The 17308-nt window shown below is 51.9% G+C and carries 15 protein-coding genes; 10 read left to right on the forward strand and 5 right to left on the reverse strand.

Features of this window, described 5'->3' with window-relative positions:
- Positions 1–62 precede the first annotated feature (62 nt).
- On the forward strand, positions 63–1208 hold the full coding sequence (locus AC23NW_RS16345) for an FG-GAP repeat domain-containing protein (RefSeq protein WP_487450786.1): 1146 nt from the start codon (positions 63–65) through the stop codon (positions 1206–1208).
- Positions 1209–1321: 113 nt separating this feature from the next.
- Here the strand turns inward: AC23NW_RS16345 and AC23NW_RS16350 are convergent, their stop codons facing one another.
- Complete coding sequence (locus tag AC23NW_RS16350; protein WP_293838001.1) at positions 1322–2041, reverse strand: LolA family protein; 720 nt, start codon at positions 2039–2041, stop codon at positions 1322–1324.
- A 121-nt stretch (positions 2042–2162) separates the two neighbouring features.
- Complete coding sequence (locus AC23NW_RS16355) at positions 2163–4745, reverse strand: TonB-dependent receptor (protein ID WP_487450707.1); 2583 nt, start codon at positions 4743–4745, stop codon at positions 2163–2165.
- Positions 4746–5119: 374 nt separating this feature from the next.
- On the opposite strand from AC23NW_RS16355, the gene AC23NW_RS16360 reads away from it, so the two are divergent.
- Positions 5120–6106 carry an amidohydrolase family protein gene (locus AC23NW_RS16360; protein ID WP_487450708.1) on the forward strand — a complete coding sequence of 329 codons (987 nt, stop codon included), beginning with the start codon at positions 5120–5122 and terminating at the stop codon, positions 6104–6106.
- Positions 6107–6220: 114 nt separating this feature from the next.
- On the opposite strand, the gene surE is transcribed toward AC23NW_RS16360, so the two are convergent.
- Positions 6221–6946 (reverse strand): 5'/3'-nucleotidase SurE, encoded by a 726-nt coding sequence (gene surE, locus AC23NW_RS16365; RefSeq protein ID WP_487450709.1) that lies wholly within the window; start codon positions 6944–6946, stop codon positions 6221–6223.
- Positions 6947–7028: 82 nt separating this feature from the next.
- Here surE and AC23NW_RS16370 point away from each other — a divergent pair, with 82 nt between their 5' ends.
- The 3 genes from AC23NW_RS16370 to AC23NW_RS16380 all read left to right on the forward strand — a co-directional run bounded on the left by AC23NW_RS16370 (position 7029) and on the right by AC23NW_RS16380 (position 10588).
- Positions 7029–7916: a diacylglycerol/lipid kinase family protein gene (locus tag AC23NW_RS16370; RefSeq protein WP_487450710.1), complete on the forward strand. Its 888-nt coding sequence runs from the start codon at positions 7029–7031 to the stop codon at positions 7914–7916.
- An 86-nt stretch (positions 7917–8002) separates the two neighbouring features.
- Positions 8003–8959 carry a D-2-hydroxyacid dehydrogenase gene (locus AC23NW_RS16375; RefSeq protein WP_487450711.1) on the forward strand — a complete coding sequence of 319 codons (957 nt, stop codon included), beginning with the start codon at positions 8003–8005 and terminating at the stop codon, positions 8957–8959.
- 108 nt (positions 8960–9067) lie between these two features.
- Entirely contained in the window at positions 9068–10588 is a 1521-nt protein-coding gene (locus AC23NW_RS16380; protein WP_487450712.1) for a GH3 family acyl-acid amido synthetase, read from the forward strand.
- 103 nt (positions 10589–10691) lie between these two features.
- On the opposite strand, the gene AC23NW_RS16385 is transcribed toward AC23NW_RS16380, so the two are convergent.
- Complete coding sequence (locus AC23NW_RS16385; RefSeq protein ID WP_487450713.1) at positions 10692–11660, reverse strand: methylenetetrahydrofolate reductase; 969 nt, start codon at positions 11658–11660, stop codon at positions 10692–10694.
- Between the two features lie 269 nt (positions 11661–11929).
- Between AC23NW_RS16385 and AC23NW_RS16390 the strand changes: the two genes are divergently transcribed.
- From AC23NW_RS16390 to AC23NW_RS16410, 5 genes are all read left to right on the forward strand, one after another.
- On the forward strand, positions 11930–12904 hold the full coding sequence (locus AC23NW_RS16390; RefSeq protein WP_487450714.1) for a VOC family protein: 975 nt from the start codon (positions 11930–11932) through the stop codon (positions 12902–12904).
- An 80-nt stretch (positions 12905–12984) separates the two neighbouring features.
- A complete protein-coding gene (locus AC23NW_RS16395; RefSeq protein WP_487450715.1) occupies positions 12985–13704 on the forward strand; it encodes a PIG-L deacetylase family protein in 720 nt (239 codons plus the stop codon).
- Positions 13705–13707: 3 nt separating this feature from the next.
- Positions 13708–14310 (forward strand): 4-carboxy-4-hydroxy-2-oxoadipate aldolase/oxaloacetate decarboxylase, encoded by a 603-nt coding sequence (locus AC23NW_RS16400; RefSeq protein WP_487450716.1) that lies wholly within the window; start codon positions 13708–13710, stop codon positions 14308–14310.
- Positions 14311–14395: 85 nt separating this feature from the next.
- Positions 14396–15169, forward strand: a complete 774-nt coding sequence (locus AC23NW_RS16405) for an NAD(P)-dependent oxidoreductase (RefSeq protein ID WP_487450717.1) — start codon at positions 14396–14398, stop codon at positions 15167–15169.
- Positions 15170–15173: 4 nt separating this feature from the next.
- Positions 15174–16265 (forward strand): 4-oxalomesaconate tautomerase, encoded by a 1092-nt coding sequence (locus AC23NW_RS16410; protein WP_487450718.1) that lies wholly within the window; start codon positions 15174–15176, stop codon positions 16263–16265.
- Between the two features lie 82 nt (positions 16266–16347).
- Here AC23NW_RS16410 and AC23NW_RS16415 read toward each other — a convergent pair whose 3' ends face one another.
- Positions 16348–17238, reverse strand: a complete 891-nt coding sequence (locus AC23NW_RS16415; protein WP_487450719.1) for a helix-turn-helix domain-containing protein — start codon at positions 17236–17238, stop codon at positions 16348–16350.
- Positions 17239–17308 lie beyond the last annotated feature (70 nt).

A 17308-nucleotide genomic window follows, 5' to 3' on the forward strand; every position in this document is an offset into this window, starting at 1 on the left:
TGGCAATTGCGGGTCACGGAAACGCGCAGGACTCGAAAGAAGCGTTTAAGATAAAGCAGAAAATGGCTGAGAGCGCCGTTTCCGCGCCTGACAGCAAGTCGGTGGTACCCGAAGGGAATTTTAAAAAAATTACCCTGACCCGCGATTTCCTCTCTGAAGGCGTTGCGGTTGCCGACCTCAATAAGGACGGTAAAATGGATATCGTGGCGGGCTATTACTGGTTCGAAGCACCGAACTGGACACGGCACGAAATGGCTCCCTCGCGGGTATTTGACCCCCGGAAAGAGTACAGCAATTCATTTCTCGATGTGGGCATGGATGTGAATCAGGATGGCTGGGACGATGTGGTTATCATCGACTTTCCGGGAAAGCCGGGGTTCTGGTTCGAGAATCCGGGTAAAAAGGGCGGCGAGTGGCCGAAACACATGCTGGCCGAATCAATGGGTATTGCCAACGAGTCGCCGGGCTTTTTTGACATTGACGGCGACGGGCGGCTGGACATACTCTGCGGCGACAAGGATAAAAAGCAGATTGTGTGGCTGAAAGCGCCGTCTAAAGCCGGCGAAACCGACTGGAAACGCTATCCGCTGAGTCAGGAAAATGTGCCGGGGACTGAGCCATTTTCGCACGGCATCGGCTTCGGGGATATCAACAACGACGGAATCAAGGATGTGATTATCCGGGAGGGCTGGTTTCAGGGTACAGCCGATAAAACGGCGGGTAACTGGGTTTTTCATCCGGCGAATATCGGTGAACCCTGCTCGCACATGCAGATTCTGGACGTAAACGGCGACGGCAAAAAGGATGTGGTCAGTGCATCGGCCCATGCACTGGGCATCTGGTGGCACGAGCAGGTGGTGGATGAACAGGGAAAGCTGAATTTTAAAACACACCTGATGAGTAACACCACCGCCCAGACCCACTCATCGATCATGGCCGATCTGAACGGCGATGGCCGCGCCGACTACATTACGGGAAAACGGTTTCTGGCACACCACGGCCGTGATCCCGGCGACAGTGATCCGGGCATTTTGCTCTGGTTTGAGTTTACGCCCGGCAAAGCGCCGTACTACAAAGAACACGTGATTGACAATGACTCAGGCTCGGGGCTGAATGTGGCCGTGCATGACATGAACCGCGATAAAAAACCGGATATTATCATCGCCAATAAAAACGGGGTGTTTCTGTTTGTAAATCAGATCCGGTAGAGAACGGAAGTTCGTTTTCAGGCATAAAAAAACACGGAATGCCATTCCGTGCTACACAAAAAAAGGTCTGCTTTCGGGCAGACCTTTTTAGTTAGGGGTGTGTTGTAACCCGGTTATTTTGCAGGCTTTTTAAACACCGACTCGTCGATCGGGCCGTTGATAACCACTTTATTCGTGATAAAAGACATTTGGCCGGCCATCGGGTTTGCCATTTCCATCAGGTGAGGAATCTTCACACCGTTAATTTCTTTGTAATCGCCGAGGCCGATTTCTGATGTCTGGCCATTTGCCGTAGCTACAACTTTCGTCACCATATAGGTTTCCGGATCCAGATACTCATCGACTACCTGTCCGTTATTCATCGTCAGTTTCAGGTGGTGTAACTCTTTCTTCCCTGCCTTTTCCTTACCGATGTATTCAACCTTGTGGCCTTTGTCCTTGTAGTTAACCAATGCGCCGAACGGATCAAGTTGTCCCTGAGACATTTTCAGCTGGTCGCCCGGCATATCTTCCGGTTCGCCCGTACCACCCATCATCGCCGGGCGGATCATCCAGCCTGTCGTTCCGTCGACGACAGAAATCATGGAGTTACCCATAATTTTTGATTCGCTACGGAAGGCCTTGCCAACCAGCACTACGGTTTTTACGGGGATGTCCATGCCCTGAACCGAAATAGACTGATCCGTAGAAATCGATTTTACATTTTTAAGATTCTCAACGCCACCGAGTGCCGCTACGTGTTTATTCACGATTTCATCAACGCTTGTTTGCGCGAAGGCGCTGACAGACAGGAATAAAGACAAACCTGCAACGAGAATTTTATTTGTTTTCATGGTTTTAAACCTCCTTACCCGGTTAATGGGGTACTTAAATGATGCCGGAGATCAAGGCAGTTAGGTTAAAATGTTAGTATTAAAACGTTTTTATGTGCAATATAGATATTTATTGATGTGATTAACGGGGGTTACTGCCGGTTGGTGAACCGCCGGTTCCGCCGGCCTGGCCATTACCATCGCTCTTCACATCGTCGTTGTTCACACCTTTGGCTTTCTTACGCGGGGCGTCCATCGTCATTTTGCCGATCTTGTACGTAAACGTCAGCCGGACACCGCGATTGTACAGATAAACATCATTTACCTGTGTGAACAATGCTGAGTTCAGCACCGTATGGATGTTAAACCGTTTGCTCATGAAGTTCTCCGCAGCCAGACCAACGCTTCCTTTTTTGTTCTTAAAGTCTTTCTTCAAGCCTACTGTATAGAAACCAAATCCACCCTGTTTGCCTTGCAGCTGTATTTGCTGACCTTGCAGGAAGCCGAATGCCTGCGCTCCCCAGCCATTTTTAAACTGAGCAGAGGCAAAGGTACCGCCGCTGACGTTCAAGCCCGAGTTGGTTACTGTCGATGACAGCCCATCCTTGCCTACCGCCTGGCCGTTCAGGTTGGTATAAAACCCGTTGAAGAAAATCCCGATACTGATTTTCGACGTTGCCGCAATGTTGGTAAACAGGTTGACCCCATAGGCTTCCTGCCGCCCGATGTTCTGGTATGTGGTCACGATGGCACCGGCCAGTGTGTCAGATGGCCTACTGATCTGGGTAATCGCATTGTTGGTCAGACGGCCGAAGAACGTCGCATTCACAAAGGTTTTACCGATTGTTTTGCTCACGCCTAACTCAATGTTGTTCGTCAGTTCAGGGCGCAGTGATGGGTTACCGGTCGTGATTACCGACGGGTTGGCCGAGTTAAAGTTCGGGTTCAGCTGTTGCAGACCCGGCCGCTGAATCCGGCGGTTGTAGCCCAGTTTCAGGGTTGTACCCTTAATGGTTTTTGACGCATTGATACTTGGCACCAGGACACCGTAATCGCCGATTCCAAGCACACCGCCCTTTTCTGTACTGGCATCAAGGAAGGTGTGCTCGTAACGCAGACCGCCTTTGAACGTATACCGTTTTTTGGTCGTGTACGTATAGGAAGAGTAGGCAGCTGCAATGTTCTGGTGGTAGAGTAAGGCTCCTGTTGTGTTGTTGTTCTGTACTTTATAATCACCGGTCGGGCCGGCAATCAGGTAGCTGAAATCGCTGTTTACCTCCCGGAAGATGCCTTTGGCACCGAATTCCAGCTGCTGGTTTTTATTGATCGACGTCTGGTAATCAGATTGGATCGTAAATTCCTGGTTTACGTTTTTGTTGATGTTCCGCTGGCGGGCGGTCAACGCATCTGATGTATTACGGATATTAGCGTCAAAGTTATTAGTCAGGTCATTACGGCTATACAGCGTCGAAATGCTCCATTCGCCCTGTGGCTGCCCGATCCCTTTGTTAAACGTATGCAGGTAGTCAAGGTTGACGTCAACGGTACCCGACAGGTTTTTGCTCAACACGTCGCGGCCTGACCGTGCACCGGCCGTTCCATTCGTGAACAGCTGTGTAATCAGGTCCTGCTGATTGGTCATGTTACGCACACCGTACCGCACACCGGCAGTGATGCTCTGATTTTTTGCCAGATCGTAGTCAAAACCAAGGTTGTACTGGCCAAAGAGGCCTTTCATGTGGCCATCGCCGGTCTGGCGGGTCAGGGTAGTGATACCGTTGTTTTCGCTGGTCTGATCGAGGTTCGTTTTGGTGATGGTGTTATACATCCCGCGTCCGAATCCGCCGAGGGTAAAGCCTGTTTTGCCTTTCCGGTAGCCGCCGTTCAGCGACAGGGTTGAGCCACGGTTTCCGATACCCGAGTCTACGTTTAAGTTCAGGCCCTGGAGGCTGTTCTTTTTCGTAATGATGTTAATGATACCACCCGATCCTTCGGCGTCATACTTGGCCGACGGGCTGGTGATTACCTCAACCGTTTTGATCTGGTCGGCCGGAATCTGTTTCAACGCATCCGACACGCTGCTGGCAATGATCGTACTTGGCTTATTGTTGATCAGTACCCGGATATTCTGGCTGCCCCGCAGACTGACATTCCCGTCGAGGTCAACGGTAAGCAGGGGCACTTTGCGGAGGATATCGGTAGCGTCACCGCCTTTAGCGGCAATGTCCTTATCGGCGTTGTACACCAGCCGGTCCACTTTTTCTTCAATTACCGCCGCCTGTCCGGTCACGGTTACCTCGGCAAGTGTTTTCACGTTGGACGATAGCTTAATCGAGCCGAGGTCAATGCTCTGCCCGTTTGCTACCTTCACATTATCAATCACTTTGGTCCCGAAACCCACGAATGTGATCAGAATCCGGTAGTCACCAGCGGCCAGTTTCGGCAGCGTAAACTTCCCTTTTTCGTCGGCAAGGGTACCGTCAACGGCTTTATTCGTAGCTTTATTATACAATGCGATGCTGGCAAACTCAACCGGCTTAGCTTGGGCAGAGTCAACAACCATACCGGTAATTTTCGCAGTACCTTTCGGTGATTGATCGCCCGCAGTACCCGGCAATGCCTTGGTTTGCGAGGCACCGCCCATCATTGGGAACTGTGCTTTAACCGACTGGTACGTGCTTACTGTAAGTAATGTTGCTGCAATAAGGATGAGGTTCGTTTTCATTTTCCTGACTTGAATGGTTCAAAGGTCATACCTTCTCCTGACGTCTGAAATAAAAAGCGGATAAACGACGGAAAAGCCCTGATAAACCAGGGCTAACGGCTGACGAACGTACCGGGCAGGCTGATGACTGGTGTTTTGCCCCGATAAGTAGTAAATAAGGATACAATTCCGGCAGTCAAAGTAACATTTATGCATCGTAGGGGCGACCCCACGTGGTCGCCTAAGCCGGCGGATAGAAGTAAGCGATTGCCCAAAGAAACGATCAACTTCGCTGAATCGGCACCCCATTTTCCCTAATCATTGTATCAAACCGCAGCTTTACGTACTTTTGACGTAAAGCTATTCGCTAGCTGAAACAAACCCCCTTTATACCTATGAAAAAACCTGTTTATCTGCTGTTATGCTGGCTGATGGCAGGCATCGCCTGTGCGCAGACAACGCCCCCGAAACGGCCTTTGCCGATTATTGATGTCCACGTCCATGCTATGAAAGTGTCGCCGGGCTTTGCGATTGAGATGTGTCCGTGGTTTTTGCGGGACATGCCGGGAGGTGACCCCAACCAGCAGATGCGGGCTTTTCTGAATGCGGAATGCGTCGATCCATTGCAGCCGGCAAAGTCCGATGCGGAAATGGAAGCGGCCGTCCTCGAAACCATGAAGCGGCTGAACATGACGATCATTGCCTACGGTGATCCGCAGATACTTCGTCGCTGGAAAAAGGCAGCACCCGACCGCGTCATTCCCGGCATTGGGGTAAGCTCGCCGAATGACATGAGCGTTCAGGCCTTCACCGACTCGTTATCGTCTGGTTTCTATAAAGTTATGGGCGAGGTGGCACCACAGTATCAAGGGTTATCGCCCAGCGACATGTCGCTCGACGGGTATTTTGCCGCCGCCGAAAAGCTGAACATTCCGGTCGGGATCCACATGGGGACGGGCGGTAACGGGATGGCCAATATCTCCCAGTCAAAGTACCGGGCGTCGCTCGGCCGTCCGTTTTTGCTGGAGGACATGCTGGCCCGGCACCCAAAGATCAAAATCTGGGTGATGCACGCGGGTTATCCGATGATCGACGAAATGATTGCGCTCATGGGCGCCAATGCTTATGTGTATGTCGACCTGGCAGGTTTTATCTGGAGTTATCCGCAGGCCGAAATTCACATGTACCTCAAACGGCTGGTACAGGCCGGATTCGGCAAACGCATCATGTACGGCACCGATTTCATGATCTGGCCTAAGCTCTTTGAAACATCCATCAGCATGATCGAAAACGCCGATTACCTCTCCTTTGATCAGAAGCGCGACATCCTGTTCAACAACGCCGTCCGCTTCTTCCGCCTCGATCCGGAGAAATATAAGTAGCGATTGAGTGATTGTGTGAGCACGCTTAATGGCACTCTTCAAATGTGAGCGTATACACTGCCGTGGCCACTCAATCACCCAATCACCCAATCACCCAATCACCCAATCACTCAATCACTCATTCACTCTTTGTTTCAGTGCTTCCTCGTCGGTCAGGTCCAGCCGTAGCGGGGTTATGGAAACGAAGTTGTTTTCGACTGCCCAGCGGTCGGTGCCTTCTTCGGCGGGTTCCAGCGGGGTCACAGTAAACCAGTAGTGTTTACGGCCCAGCGGGTCAACGCCAGGCACAACAGTCCCGTCGTAAAGCCGGACTGATTGTCGGGTCCAGCGGATACCGGTTGGATTTTCGGGGAAATTTACGTTGTACAAAGCCAGTCCGGGCGTGGCCAGCAGCAGCGTTAATGCTTCTTCTACATAGGGAGCAAGGCGGTCAAAATCAGGCTCGGTTTTACCCACCGGTGTACTGAAGGCGATGCCTTTAATGCCCAGCAAGACAGCCTGTTTGGCAGCAGCAAGGGTACCGGAATGCCACATCGAATTACCAAGGTTAGGACCCATGTTGATCCCCGACAGTACCACATCTGTCTGGCTCCAGAGGTGGGTGCCGATGGCAACACAGTCGGCAGGCGTGCCGTTGACGCGGTAAGCATCCAGCCCCTCAAATGAAATTGGTGATGTGCGGTAAGATAACGGACGGGAATGCGTAACGGCATGTCCCATAGACGATTGCTCCACATCCGGCGCTACAATCCGTACTTCCCCGAACCGGCTGGCAACCTTGGCCAGGGCGGCTATACCGGGGCTATAAATGCCATCATCGTTTGTGATCAGGATTCGCATATGTCTGTTTGGATAGAATTCTTCAACCACGGAGGTTGTAATCGGTTAATCTGTTAATTCAACCCCACAGACACGAAAAAAGATGAAGATTGCTACCCTATGGCACAATCCCGATGCCGGTGATGACGGCCAGTCAGAACATGAACTGAAAGCCCTGATTGAAGAAAACGGGTTTCAATGCCGTACCATTGATGAACAGGACGACGAATTAAGAATACACCTCGATGCCAGTGATTTCCTTGTAATTGCAGGGGGAGATGGTACGGTCAGGGGAGCGGTTAAGAAACTGATCATGCCTCGTTTTGACCCTATACCGGTTCCTGTTGCCGTATTGCCTTCCGGAACGGCCAATAATATCGGGACCAGTCTGCACATCCGGGGCGAACAGGAAGAGATTATAAAGTCCTGGCATTCAGCTTCCGTAAAACCAGTGGATGTAGGTTTCGTTGAGGCGGGTACGGATACCCGTTTCTTTCTTGAAAGCTGCGGGATCGGGCTGTTTCCGGAATTAATGAACGTCATGAAGCATAAAGAGGAGGAAGAAAACCGGGAAGACCGGCTGGACGATGCCCTCGAAACGCTCCGGCAACTGATTCCGTCCTATCCGGCGTTTGGCTGTACCATCCGGTTTAACGATCAGGTATTGCATGGTCGTTTTCTGATGGTGGCGGTAATGAATATGCCGATGTTTGGCCCTAACCTGTTCATGGCCCCCGATGTTGATCCCGGCGATGGTAAGCTGAATCTGCTGCTGGTCCCGGAAGACGAACGAGAGCATCTGGCCGGTTTTGTAGCGAAACGACTCGCCGGTATTGATGTGCCGTTTACCGGGCAGTCTTACCGGACAGACACGGTTACGCTTAGCTGGACGGATGCCGCTGCTCATGTAGATGATGAGCTGCTGCCAAATGCTAAGGCTGATACGTTGACCATTTCCGTTAAGACGGGATTAGTACGGTTTCTGGTCTGACGGGCAGCCGGTGATAATTTTTTTCGGTTCGGGCTATTAAAACCAGCAGACAGCCACCACATTTGCAGGAATTAACGAGCCCAAACATGAACATAGTCATTCTCGACGGTTATACATTAAATCCGGGTGATCTGACCTGGGAAGGATTTGAAAAACTCGGTACCTTAACGGTCTACGACCGCTCGGCGCCAGACGAGGTACCGGAGCGGGCAAAGGATGCCGATATGCTGCTGACCAATAAAACGCCGCTGGGGCAGGATATCATCAGCCAGCTGACAAAAACGAAATACATCGGGGTACTGGCTACCGGGTTTAATATCGTGGATATAGACGCCGCCAGGGAGCATGGTATTGCTGTAACCAATGTGCCTGGCTATGGGACTGATTCAGTCGTGCAGCTGACCTTTGCGCTTCTGCTGGAACTGACACTGCGGGTGCAGCGCCACAGCGATGCGGTTATGGATGGCAAATGGGCACGGTCCGCCGATTTTTGCTTCTGGGACTATCCGCTGGTCGAGCTGGCCAATAAAACAATGGGGATCATTGGCTTTGGCAGTATCGGCGAACGCATTGCCGATGTGGCCACGGCATTCGGCATGAACATCATCGGCTCTAAACGGCACCATACCGATCAGTCGCACCGGAAAAATTTCCGGTGGGCAGATGTGCCGGAACTGCTCGCTCAATCCGATGTGGTGACTATTCACAGCCCGTTGACCGCAGAGACGAAAGGCCTGATCAATAAAGATAACCTGGCCCTGATGAAGCCCACGGCCTATCTGCTGAATACGGCCCGTGGTCCGATCATTGTGGATCAGGATCTGGCTGATGCGCTGAACAACGACGTCATTGCCGGAGCCGGTATTGATGTGCTGTCGGTAGAGCCGCCATCGGCTGACAATCCGCTGTTTACCGCCAAAAACTGCCTGATTACCCCGCATATTGCCTGGGCGACGAAAGAAGCGCGGGCCCGGTTAATGGCCATTGCGGTGCAGAATCTGGCCTCGTTTACTGCCGGTAAACCGGTAAATGTTGTCAACTAAGGCATTGATCATCTCAACAGGGCTGCATTAAACTACGATCATTCACTGGTTTTACTGAACATTCAGGATACTGCCGTGTTAAACCGGCAGTATTTTTTTTGACACACAATGGCAGTAATCGGCGAATTAATCCGCAAAGCAATAGATTTTTATGGGTTTGTCAGTTCAGACCCTGACCCGCAGGAAGCCCAGCGGGCCGTTTTGACACAGATGCTGGCAAAGGCCAGATTAACAGCCTTCGGCAAAAAATATGATTTTACCGGCATTCTCGGAAGCGATGATCCGGTCAATGCGTTTCAGGCGCAGGTGCCGGTGCATGACTACGATAAAATGCACAGCGACTGGTGGCATTACCTCCTGGAAGGGCATCAGAACGTAACGTGGCCGGGAGGGCAGGACTATTTTGCGCTCAGCAGTGGAACGACCAGCAACAGTAAAGCCATTCCGGTCACAGAAGATATGCTGGAAGCCATCCGGAAAGCGGGTATGCAGCAGGTACTGAGCCTGAAAAACTTTGATATGCCCGGCGATTTTTTCCAGAAACAGATTCTGATGCTCGGCAGCAGCACATCGCTGATTGAGAAGGAAGACCATCAGGAAGGGGAAATCAGCGGCATCAGTGCGGCCAATATACCGGCCTGGTTCCGGACATTCTATAAACCGGGTGCTGATATTGCAGCCATACCCGACTGGGATGAGAAGGTCCGGCGCATTGCCGAAGAAGCACCGAAATGGGATATCGGGAGCCTGAGCGGCATTCCATCATGGGTCGAGATGATGCTTAAGGAGATTATCCGGTACAACCGCCTGGAAACCATTCACGACATCTGGCCGAATCTGCAGGTGTATACAACCGGCGGTGTGGCGTTTGAGCCGTACCGGCAAAGCTTTGAGAAGCTGCTGGCCCGCCCGCTGATCTACATCGATACCTACCTGACCTCAGAAGGCTATCTCGCTACCCAGAAACGCCCCGATACCAACGCCATGACACTTATGGTGGACAATGGCATTTTCTTTGAGTTTGTACCGTTTACCGACGAAAACATGGATGAGGACGGCCGTGTTCGGGAGGGAGCCACGGTGCTGACGCTAGCGGAGGCGCAGGAAAACGAGAACTATGTGTTATTGATTTCCACTGTTTCCGGGGCGTGGCGTTACATGATCGGCGACACCGTCATGATTACGGATAAGGCGCGCGCCGAAATCCGGATTACGGGCCGGACGAAGCATTTTCTGAACGTAGTCGGCGAACAGTTATCCGTTTTTCAGATGAATGACGCCATGCAGAAAATGCAGGAAACGTTCTCAGTCGATATTAAAGAGTTTGTAGTGGCGGCTGTGCAGAAGGAGGGGGAGTACATCAACAAATGGTTTATTGGCACCGATCGGGAGGTGGATGCCGCCGCGTTGATGGAGCAACTGGATACGGAACTCTGTGCCCTGAATAAAAACTACAAGGTTGCCCGGTCTAAGTCGCTGAAGCACGTTGAGGCCGAAGTCGTACCGGTTGAGCACTTCTATGCCTGGAGTGAGGAATTTAAGAAGCTGGGGGGACAGGCAAAAATTCCGAGAGTAATGAAAGAAGCTGATTTTCTGGAATTTGAAGCTTACATAAAAACACTGGCTTAAGGCGGATTTATTACATAGCCACAAGAATAATTTATTCTTTGTGGCTATGTATAGGTATTGCTAAGGGGTATTTACCTGACCATTGCTTGAAGAAACGATTCGGTCAGAAGGAGCTTTGTAAGGTATTTACCAGAGAGGCGGGTTTACGTACGCCTTTCTGTTGCAGCATCTGATCAATCTCATTCGTCAGAAAAACGGAAGCTTCAATCTCTGCTTTCCGGATCGCCACACTCTCAATATTAAACCCGAACGGGATGCCCTGTTCCATACAATATTCAGTCAGCGCAGCGGCAATATTCAGGCAAATACTGACTGATTTTTCCAGCATGTCCGCTGACGTACTGAGTTCTGCTTTAAGGCCTTCCGGCACGTGAATGCCCAGCCATTCCATAAACTGAAGCGTTTTGGCCGACCCACAGGCGGTAATGGTAAAGATGATAACCGGCGGGGCAATCTGTAAGCTGCGGCAGCTGGTCATAACCGCTTCCACAACCTGTTTGGCGTAATCGATGTTAAAAACGCATTGCGAAATAAAGAAAGAAACTCCGGCGTTCATTTTATCAAGGATCCGCTGGTCTTCATCTCTCAGTACGCTATGCCGTTCCGGAATGGTTACCGCCCCGATTACCGACGTGTCCTGGTGTTTTCTCCAGAGGCTATATGCCTCGCTCAGGCTGGTTCTGACCGGAAAATCAGGCGCAGGAATGCCGACAAATACGGGATAAAAAGAGTGCGCGTGCAGCGATTCCAGCCACTCCTCCAGCTCATCCGCCGGAAATTTACCGGCAGGGCGGTAGATGATTTTCGGGACCGCCAATGAAGACAAATAGCCGGAGGCAAACGCAAGGGGGTCGAGTGCGTTCAGAAACGGAAAAGGCCTTTCCTCCGATGTCCGTGCCGACTCATCCTGTACATCATATACTACAAGCGCGTCAAGATGGAGCGTTGCTAACCGTTCAACCGTTTTCTGAGCAATTTCGGCAACGCGTTCAGGTGTGGTGCCAACTTTAGGAGGCGTAATGCCATACAGCAACACACCCGACTCTCCGGATTTAATCTTTTCCTGGAACATGCTACGTCGTGAAACAGCGTTTTTTGCCCGCTGCCCGGCCTGAATTTAATCTTTACGGGATTTGAGGGCACAATATCGGATATGTCGGCATTATTTTACAACATATTTTCGCACAAATCCGGAATACTGCCTTAACACGCTTCCCGCGGCACGGTCACGGACGGTCAGAAGCCATGTTCGTTTTTTATCCGTTTTGAGGAAAAACGTTTCCCTGACAGGGACTGAGCAGCGCTACATTTGCAGCCATAAACCCTGAACGCTAAACCGGTATGAGTGAAACCATCTGGGATCTGGCACATCTTGCCCACGTTGAATTACTGACCCCAAAACTGGACGAAAGTACCTGGTTTTTCACCGAAATTATGGGTATGACCATCTCGGCAACGACTGGCGATTCGGTATACCTGCGGGCCTATGATGACTATGAACACCATACGCTGAAGCTGACTGCCGGCCATGAAGCAGGCATGCGGCACTTTGCGTGGCGTGCCCGCAGCCCGAAAGCGCTGGAGAGACGGGTTGCTGCCATCCAACAGACACCCCTGGCAATCGGCTGGAACGAGGGAGACCTTGGCCATGGCCCTGCCTTTCAGTATTATTCACCGGACGGGCATCTGACGGAAATCTATTTCGAAACGGAGAAATTTAGCCCCAAACCGGATCAGCAATCGGCACTGAAGAACACCGCGAGCCGGTTTCCGGGACGGGGTATTAACGTCCGCCGTATTGATCACCTGAATCTGTTCGCCGGCGATGTCCGTGCCTTCCGTGATTTTCAGCTCGGGCATCTGGGCGGCATCCTGACCGAAAGCATTGTCGATAATCTGGACGAAATGAATCCGCGGGCGGTCTGGTTTATGGTTAATTCTAAATCGTATGACCTTGCTGTTACCCTCGACTATCTGGGGGCACGCGGCCGGTTTCACCACGTTACGTATGCCGTTAACAGCCGGGAAGAGGTGTTAATAGCTGCTGATATTTGTCTGGAGAACGGGATAAAAATTGAAACCGGACCGCATAAACACACGATTCAGCAAACGTTTTTTCTGTACGTTTACGAGCCGGGCGGCAACCGCATCGAAATTGCCAATACCACGGCCCGCCTCATCACAGACCCTGACTATCAGACCATTTACTGGACGATGGAAGAACGTAAAAAAGGTCAGGCCTGGGGCCTCCCCACCATCCCGACCTTCCACACGCACGGGACACCTGCAATATTGAGTGAGTCAGCGAATGAGTGATTGAGTGAATTAATGAATAACCTGTTGGCTTCTCGAACTTTAACTTATTCACTCAATCACTAAATTACTCAATCACAAATATGTCAGGGAAACTTCTCGTAATCGGTGCCCATTCGGGTGATTTTGTGTGGCGTGCGGCCGGAACTATTGCGAAAGCGGTGGAAGAAGGGGCTGAAACACTGGTTGTTGCGTTGTCGTACGGTGAACGCGGGGAGTCCGGCGAACTCTGGAAAGCGGAGCCCAACCGCACCTTGGACAGTGTAAAGGTCATCCGGCATGCACAGGCCCAACAGGCGGCGGATTTGCTCGGCACGCCGATTCAGTTTCTGGATTGGGGTGATTACCCGATGCTGCTAACAGAAGAGCGCATTGTGCAGCTGACTAACCTGATCGGCAACTTTGAACCGACGGTCATCCTGACCCACAGCGAAAAAGACCCGTTCAACCCTGATCACCCGCTGGCGTTTCAGGCGGTACAGCGGGCGCGCCTGCTCTCGTCGGGTGCCGGTGTGCCCAGCGCGTTTAAAAACATCGACCCGCCGGTCTGGTATTCCTTTGAACCGCATCAGCCCGAACTCTGCGGATTTGTGCCCGATACGTTTATCGACATCAGTACGGTAATGGACAAGAAGATGGCGGCTATGGCCTGTATGGGCGCGCAAACGTACCTGAAAGACTACTACACGGAGCTGGCCTCCCGCCGTGCCAACCATGCCCGGCGCATTTCAGGGCAAAAACACATCCTGTTTGCCGAAGCGCATCAATGCCAGGTTCCCCGCATTGTCAACTCATTATTCTGACACATGGAGCTATACCAGAAACTAGCAGAATTTTCAGCTGCAACGCTGCATGAAGCTATGGGTAAGACCGGTAATCTGCCTTCAGCGATCAAGCCGGTCAGTGCCTCGATGCGGGTTTGCGGTCCTGCGTATACGGTCAGTACGATGCCGCGGGACAACCTGTTGCTGCACCGCGCCTATGCGTACGCCCCGGCCGGATCTGTGCTGGTGTCCTCTTGTTCAGGGTTTTACGAAGCCGGTTACTGGGGCGATCTGATGAGTTTAGGCGCTAAAACGAAAGGGATCAACGGCCTTGTCATTGATGCCTGCGTGCGTGATGCCGATGATATTGAGGCAATGGGTTTTCCCGTTTTCAGCCGTGGCCTGTGCATTCGGGGCACGTCGAATCACGGGGATGGATCTCTGAATGAACCGATTGTTATCGGTGACGTGCTCATCCGCCCCGGCGATATTATTGTCGGCGACCGGGATGGTGTTGTGGTCGTGCCGCATGAACGCATAGCCGATACCATCGAGAAGGCCAAAGCCCGTGAGGCACGCGAAGAATGGGTTCGGGCGCAGCTTCGCGAGGGGAAAACCTCACTTCAGATTTATGGCTGGGAATAAGACTGGAGCCTTCATCCGGGGGGGTATGGGAGGAAGGCCGGTGATGATTAGGGAGTTTAATCCGGATTAACTGATGACACAACAAATGAAAATAGCTGTTTTGGGTTTAGGAGAGGCCGGTAGCCGGTTTGCCAATGACCTGGCAGACCGGGGCGTTAGTGTTTATGGCTTCGATCCGGCGCCTCGCTACCCGTTGCACCCGGGGGTTAACCTGATGGACAGTAATGCAGCGGCGGTTCAGCAGGCCGGCATTGTACTCAGCGTCAACCTCTCCGCGGTTTCTGTTACGGTTGCTGCGGAGGTGTTTCCGTACCTGACAAGCCGCCATCTATACGCCGAGATGAATACCTCGGGTCCGGAAAAGAAAACGGAAATTGCCCGGCTGCTGGCTCCGTCCGGTGTGCAGTTTGTCGATCTGGCAATTATGGCGCCGGTTCCGCCGAAAGGTATACTAACGCCGTTTCTTGCCTCTGGTCCCGGGGCAGCTTTGTTTACGGAAACCCTGAACGGGCTGAATCTCGACATTACCATGCTGGGCATGGAAGTTGGAGACGCCTCGACGTTGAAATTACTGCGGTCTATTGTTTACAAAGGGGTGGCGGCGGTCATTGTCGAAGCCGTTGAGGCGGGAAAAGCGCACGGCCTAGAGCCATATGTCCGCGCACAGATCAGCTCGGTAATTGGCGGCAATGATGAACTGATCGACCGGTTTCTTACCGGTAGCCGGATACATGCTGTCCGCCGGAGTCATGAGATGGAGGCTGTTGTAGCAATGCTTCAGGCCAGGGATATTGAGCCGGTTATGTCAGCGGCTACCCTTGAAAATTTACAAAAACTGATCCGCGAAAATAACCGGTAAAACCATGCAGCGTGCTATTCCCTACATGCAGTTTCGGGGCGGGAGCTCGAAAGGCATTTTCCTGCTGGCGTCTGACCTGCCCGCCGACCCGGTTATCCGTAACCGCGTGCTGCTGGCCATCATGGAGGGTGTAGGCGAAGGCGATGTGCGGCAGATCGACGGCATGGGCGGCGGAACTACGCTGACCAGTAAGGTAGCGGTTGTGAGTCCGTCCACACATGCGGGAGCCGATCTGGATTATTATTTTTTACAAGTAGTGATTGGCAAGGGTACGGTTGCCGACTCCCAAAGTTGCGGAAATCTGCTGGCAGCAGTGGTGCCGTTTGCCATTGAAAAAGGACTTTTTCCCGTAACCGGCTCTAAAACAGCGGCAAGAGTCCATCTGGTTAATACCGGTGGGCGTTGCGAAGTGGTTGTACAGACCCCGGACGGTGCGGTCAACTATGCCGGCGACGTAACGATTGACGGGGTACCGGGGACGGGTGCGCCGGTGCTGTGCAATTATGAAGATACCGTTGGATCCGGCTGCGGCGCATTGCTGCCAACCGGCCATGCCATGGATATACTCGATGGCATCGCCGTTACCTGTATTGATAACGGAATGCCGCAGGTGCTGATCCGCGCTGCTGCGCTGGAGATTACAGGCTACGAAAGCCCTGCCGTTCTGAATGCCAATGAGGAGTTAAAAGCCAGACTTGAGGTCATTCGTCATGAAGCAGGGTGGTTAATGAATCTGGGGGATGTCCGGCAGAAGACGGTCCCGAAAATGTGCCTTATTGCCCCGCCGGTAACGGGTGGTATTGTGCATACCCGAACCTTTACGCCTTTCTCGTGTCACGAAGCCATCGGGGTGCTGAGTGCGGTGTCCACGGCCACGGCGTGTTTATTGCCGGGAACGGTGGCTGACGGGGTTGCTCAACTGCCGGACCATACCGATACCGGTTACTCGGTGGAGCATCCGCTCGGCGCGTTTACTATAACGTTTGAATTTGAACAGGGAGAAACAGGTGTGACTGTTAAAAAATCCGGTGTTGTCCGGACCGCACGCCTGATCAGCCGCGGCGAGGTATTTATTCCGGCGGGTATTATGCAGTAAAGTATCATGCTCAGAGCCAGACCAGCCGCTTCGGCATGAGCAGATCAGGTATTGCCTTGATTCATACATGAGTTGAACTACGTCAGGCGGGTTCTGCCAGCTGGTTTTCGCGGAACGCTTTGGGTGACATGCCCGTAATTTTCCGGAAAAGTTTGGCAAAATAATTCGGGTATTCAAATTTCAGGAGAAAGGCAATTTCAGAAATTGAATACGAGGTATAACGGAGGTATTTCTTAGCCTCCTCAATCTGGTGCTCCTGGATCAAATCAAGTGCCGACTTCCCGACAACAGACTGACAAATGCGGTTCAGGTGTACCGCGCTGATATTCAGTTCATCGGCAAAGTCAGGAATACTTTTAGGGTAGGTAGCCTGTTTGATCAGTTTCTGAAAATGCCGGAAGTGGGTCAGCGAAGGGGACTGGTCACGGTTAACTACGTCATGCCTATCTTTGATCAGCCGGTAGAGCTGAATCCAGAGCCCGGATAAATGGGCTCTGATCATAAGCCTGTATTCCGGCGCTTGCCCGAAAATCTCTTCATCAAGCCGTTCAAAAATCCGGAGCAACTCCGTAAATGCCTGGCTATCGGTCGCCTGCTCAATCCGGTGGATGCGGGAAAGAGTAATCTGAACCGGTGTTGACACAGAAAACAGCGATTCAACCAGCGAATCGGCAATGGTAAGAATATGACCTGTCGTGTCGGGAGAATACTCAAGTCCGTGCAGCGCTGAGGGCGGTATAAAGAGCAGACACGGGGTATCTAACAAAAGGACACCTGTTGCATCCTGAAACGTGACTTTACCGGTTTTAAGGAAAAAAAGCTGATACAGCCGCGTATGCAGGTGCGGCTTTACGACCCAGTCAAACGTCGCACTGCGGGTTTCCAGCAATTCGGAAAAAATGTAATCCGAATCCGGGCGTGCGTTATGTTCACCATACAGTCCGTCATAATGGGTAATACGATTGTGGCTCATGGAAGGGATGTTTATTTCTTATCCTTAATACGACGATTTGTCGCCTGCCGTTGCATCGGGTATGCGGTAA

The sequence above is a fragment of the Arsenicibacter sp. R0_47 genome (assembly GCF_057652235.1).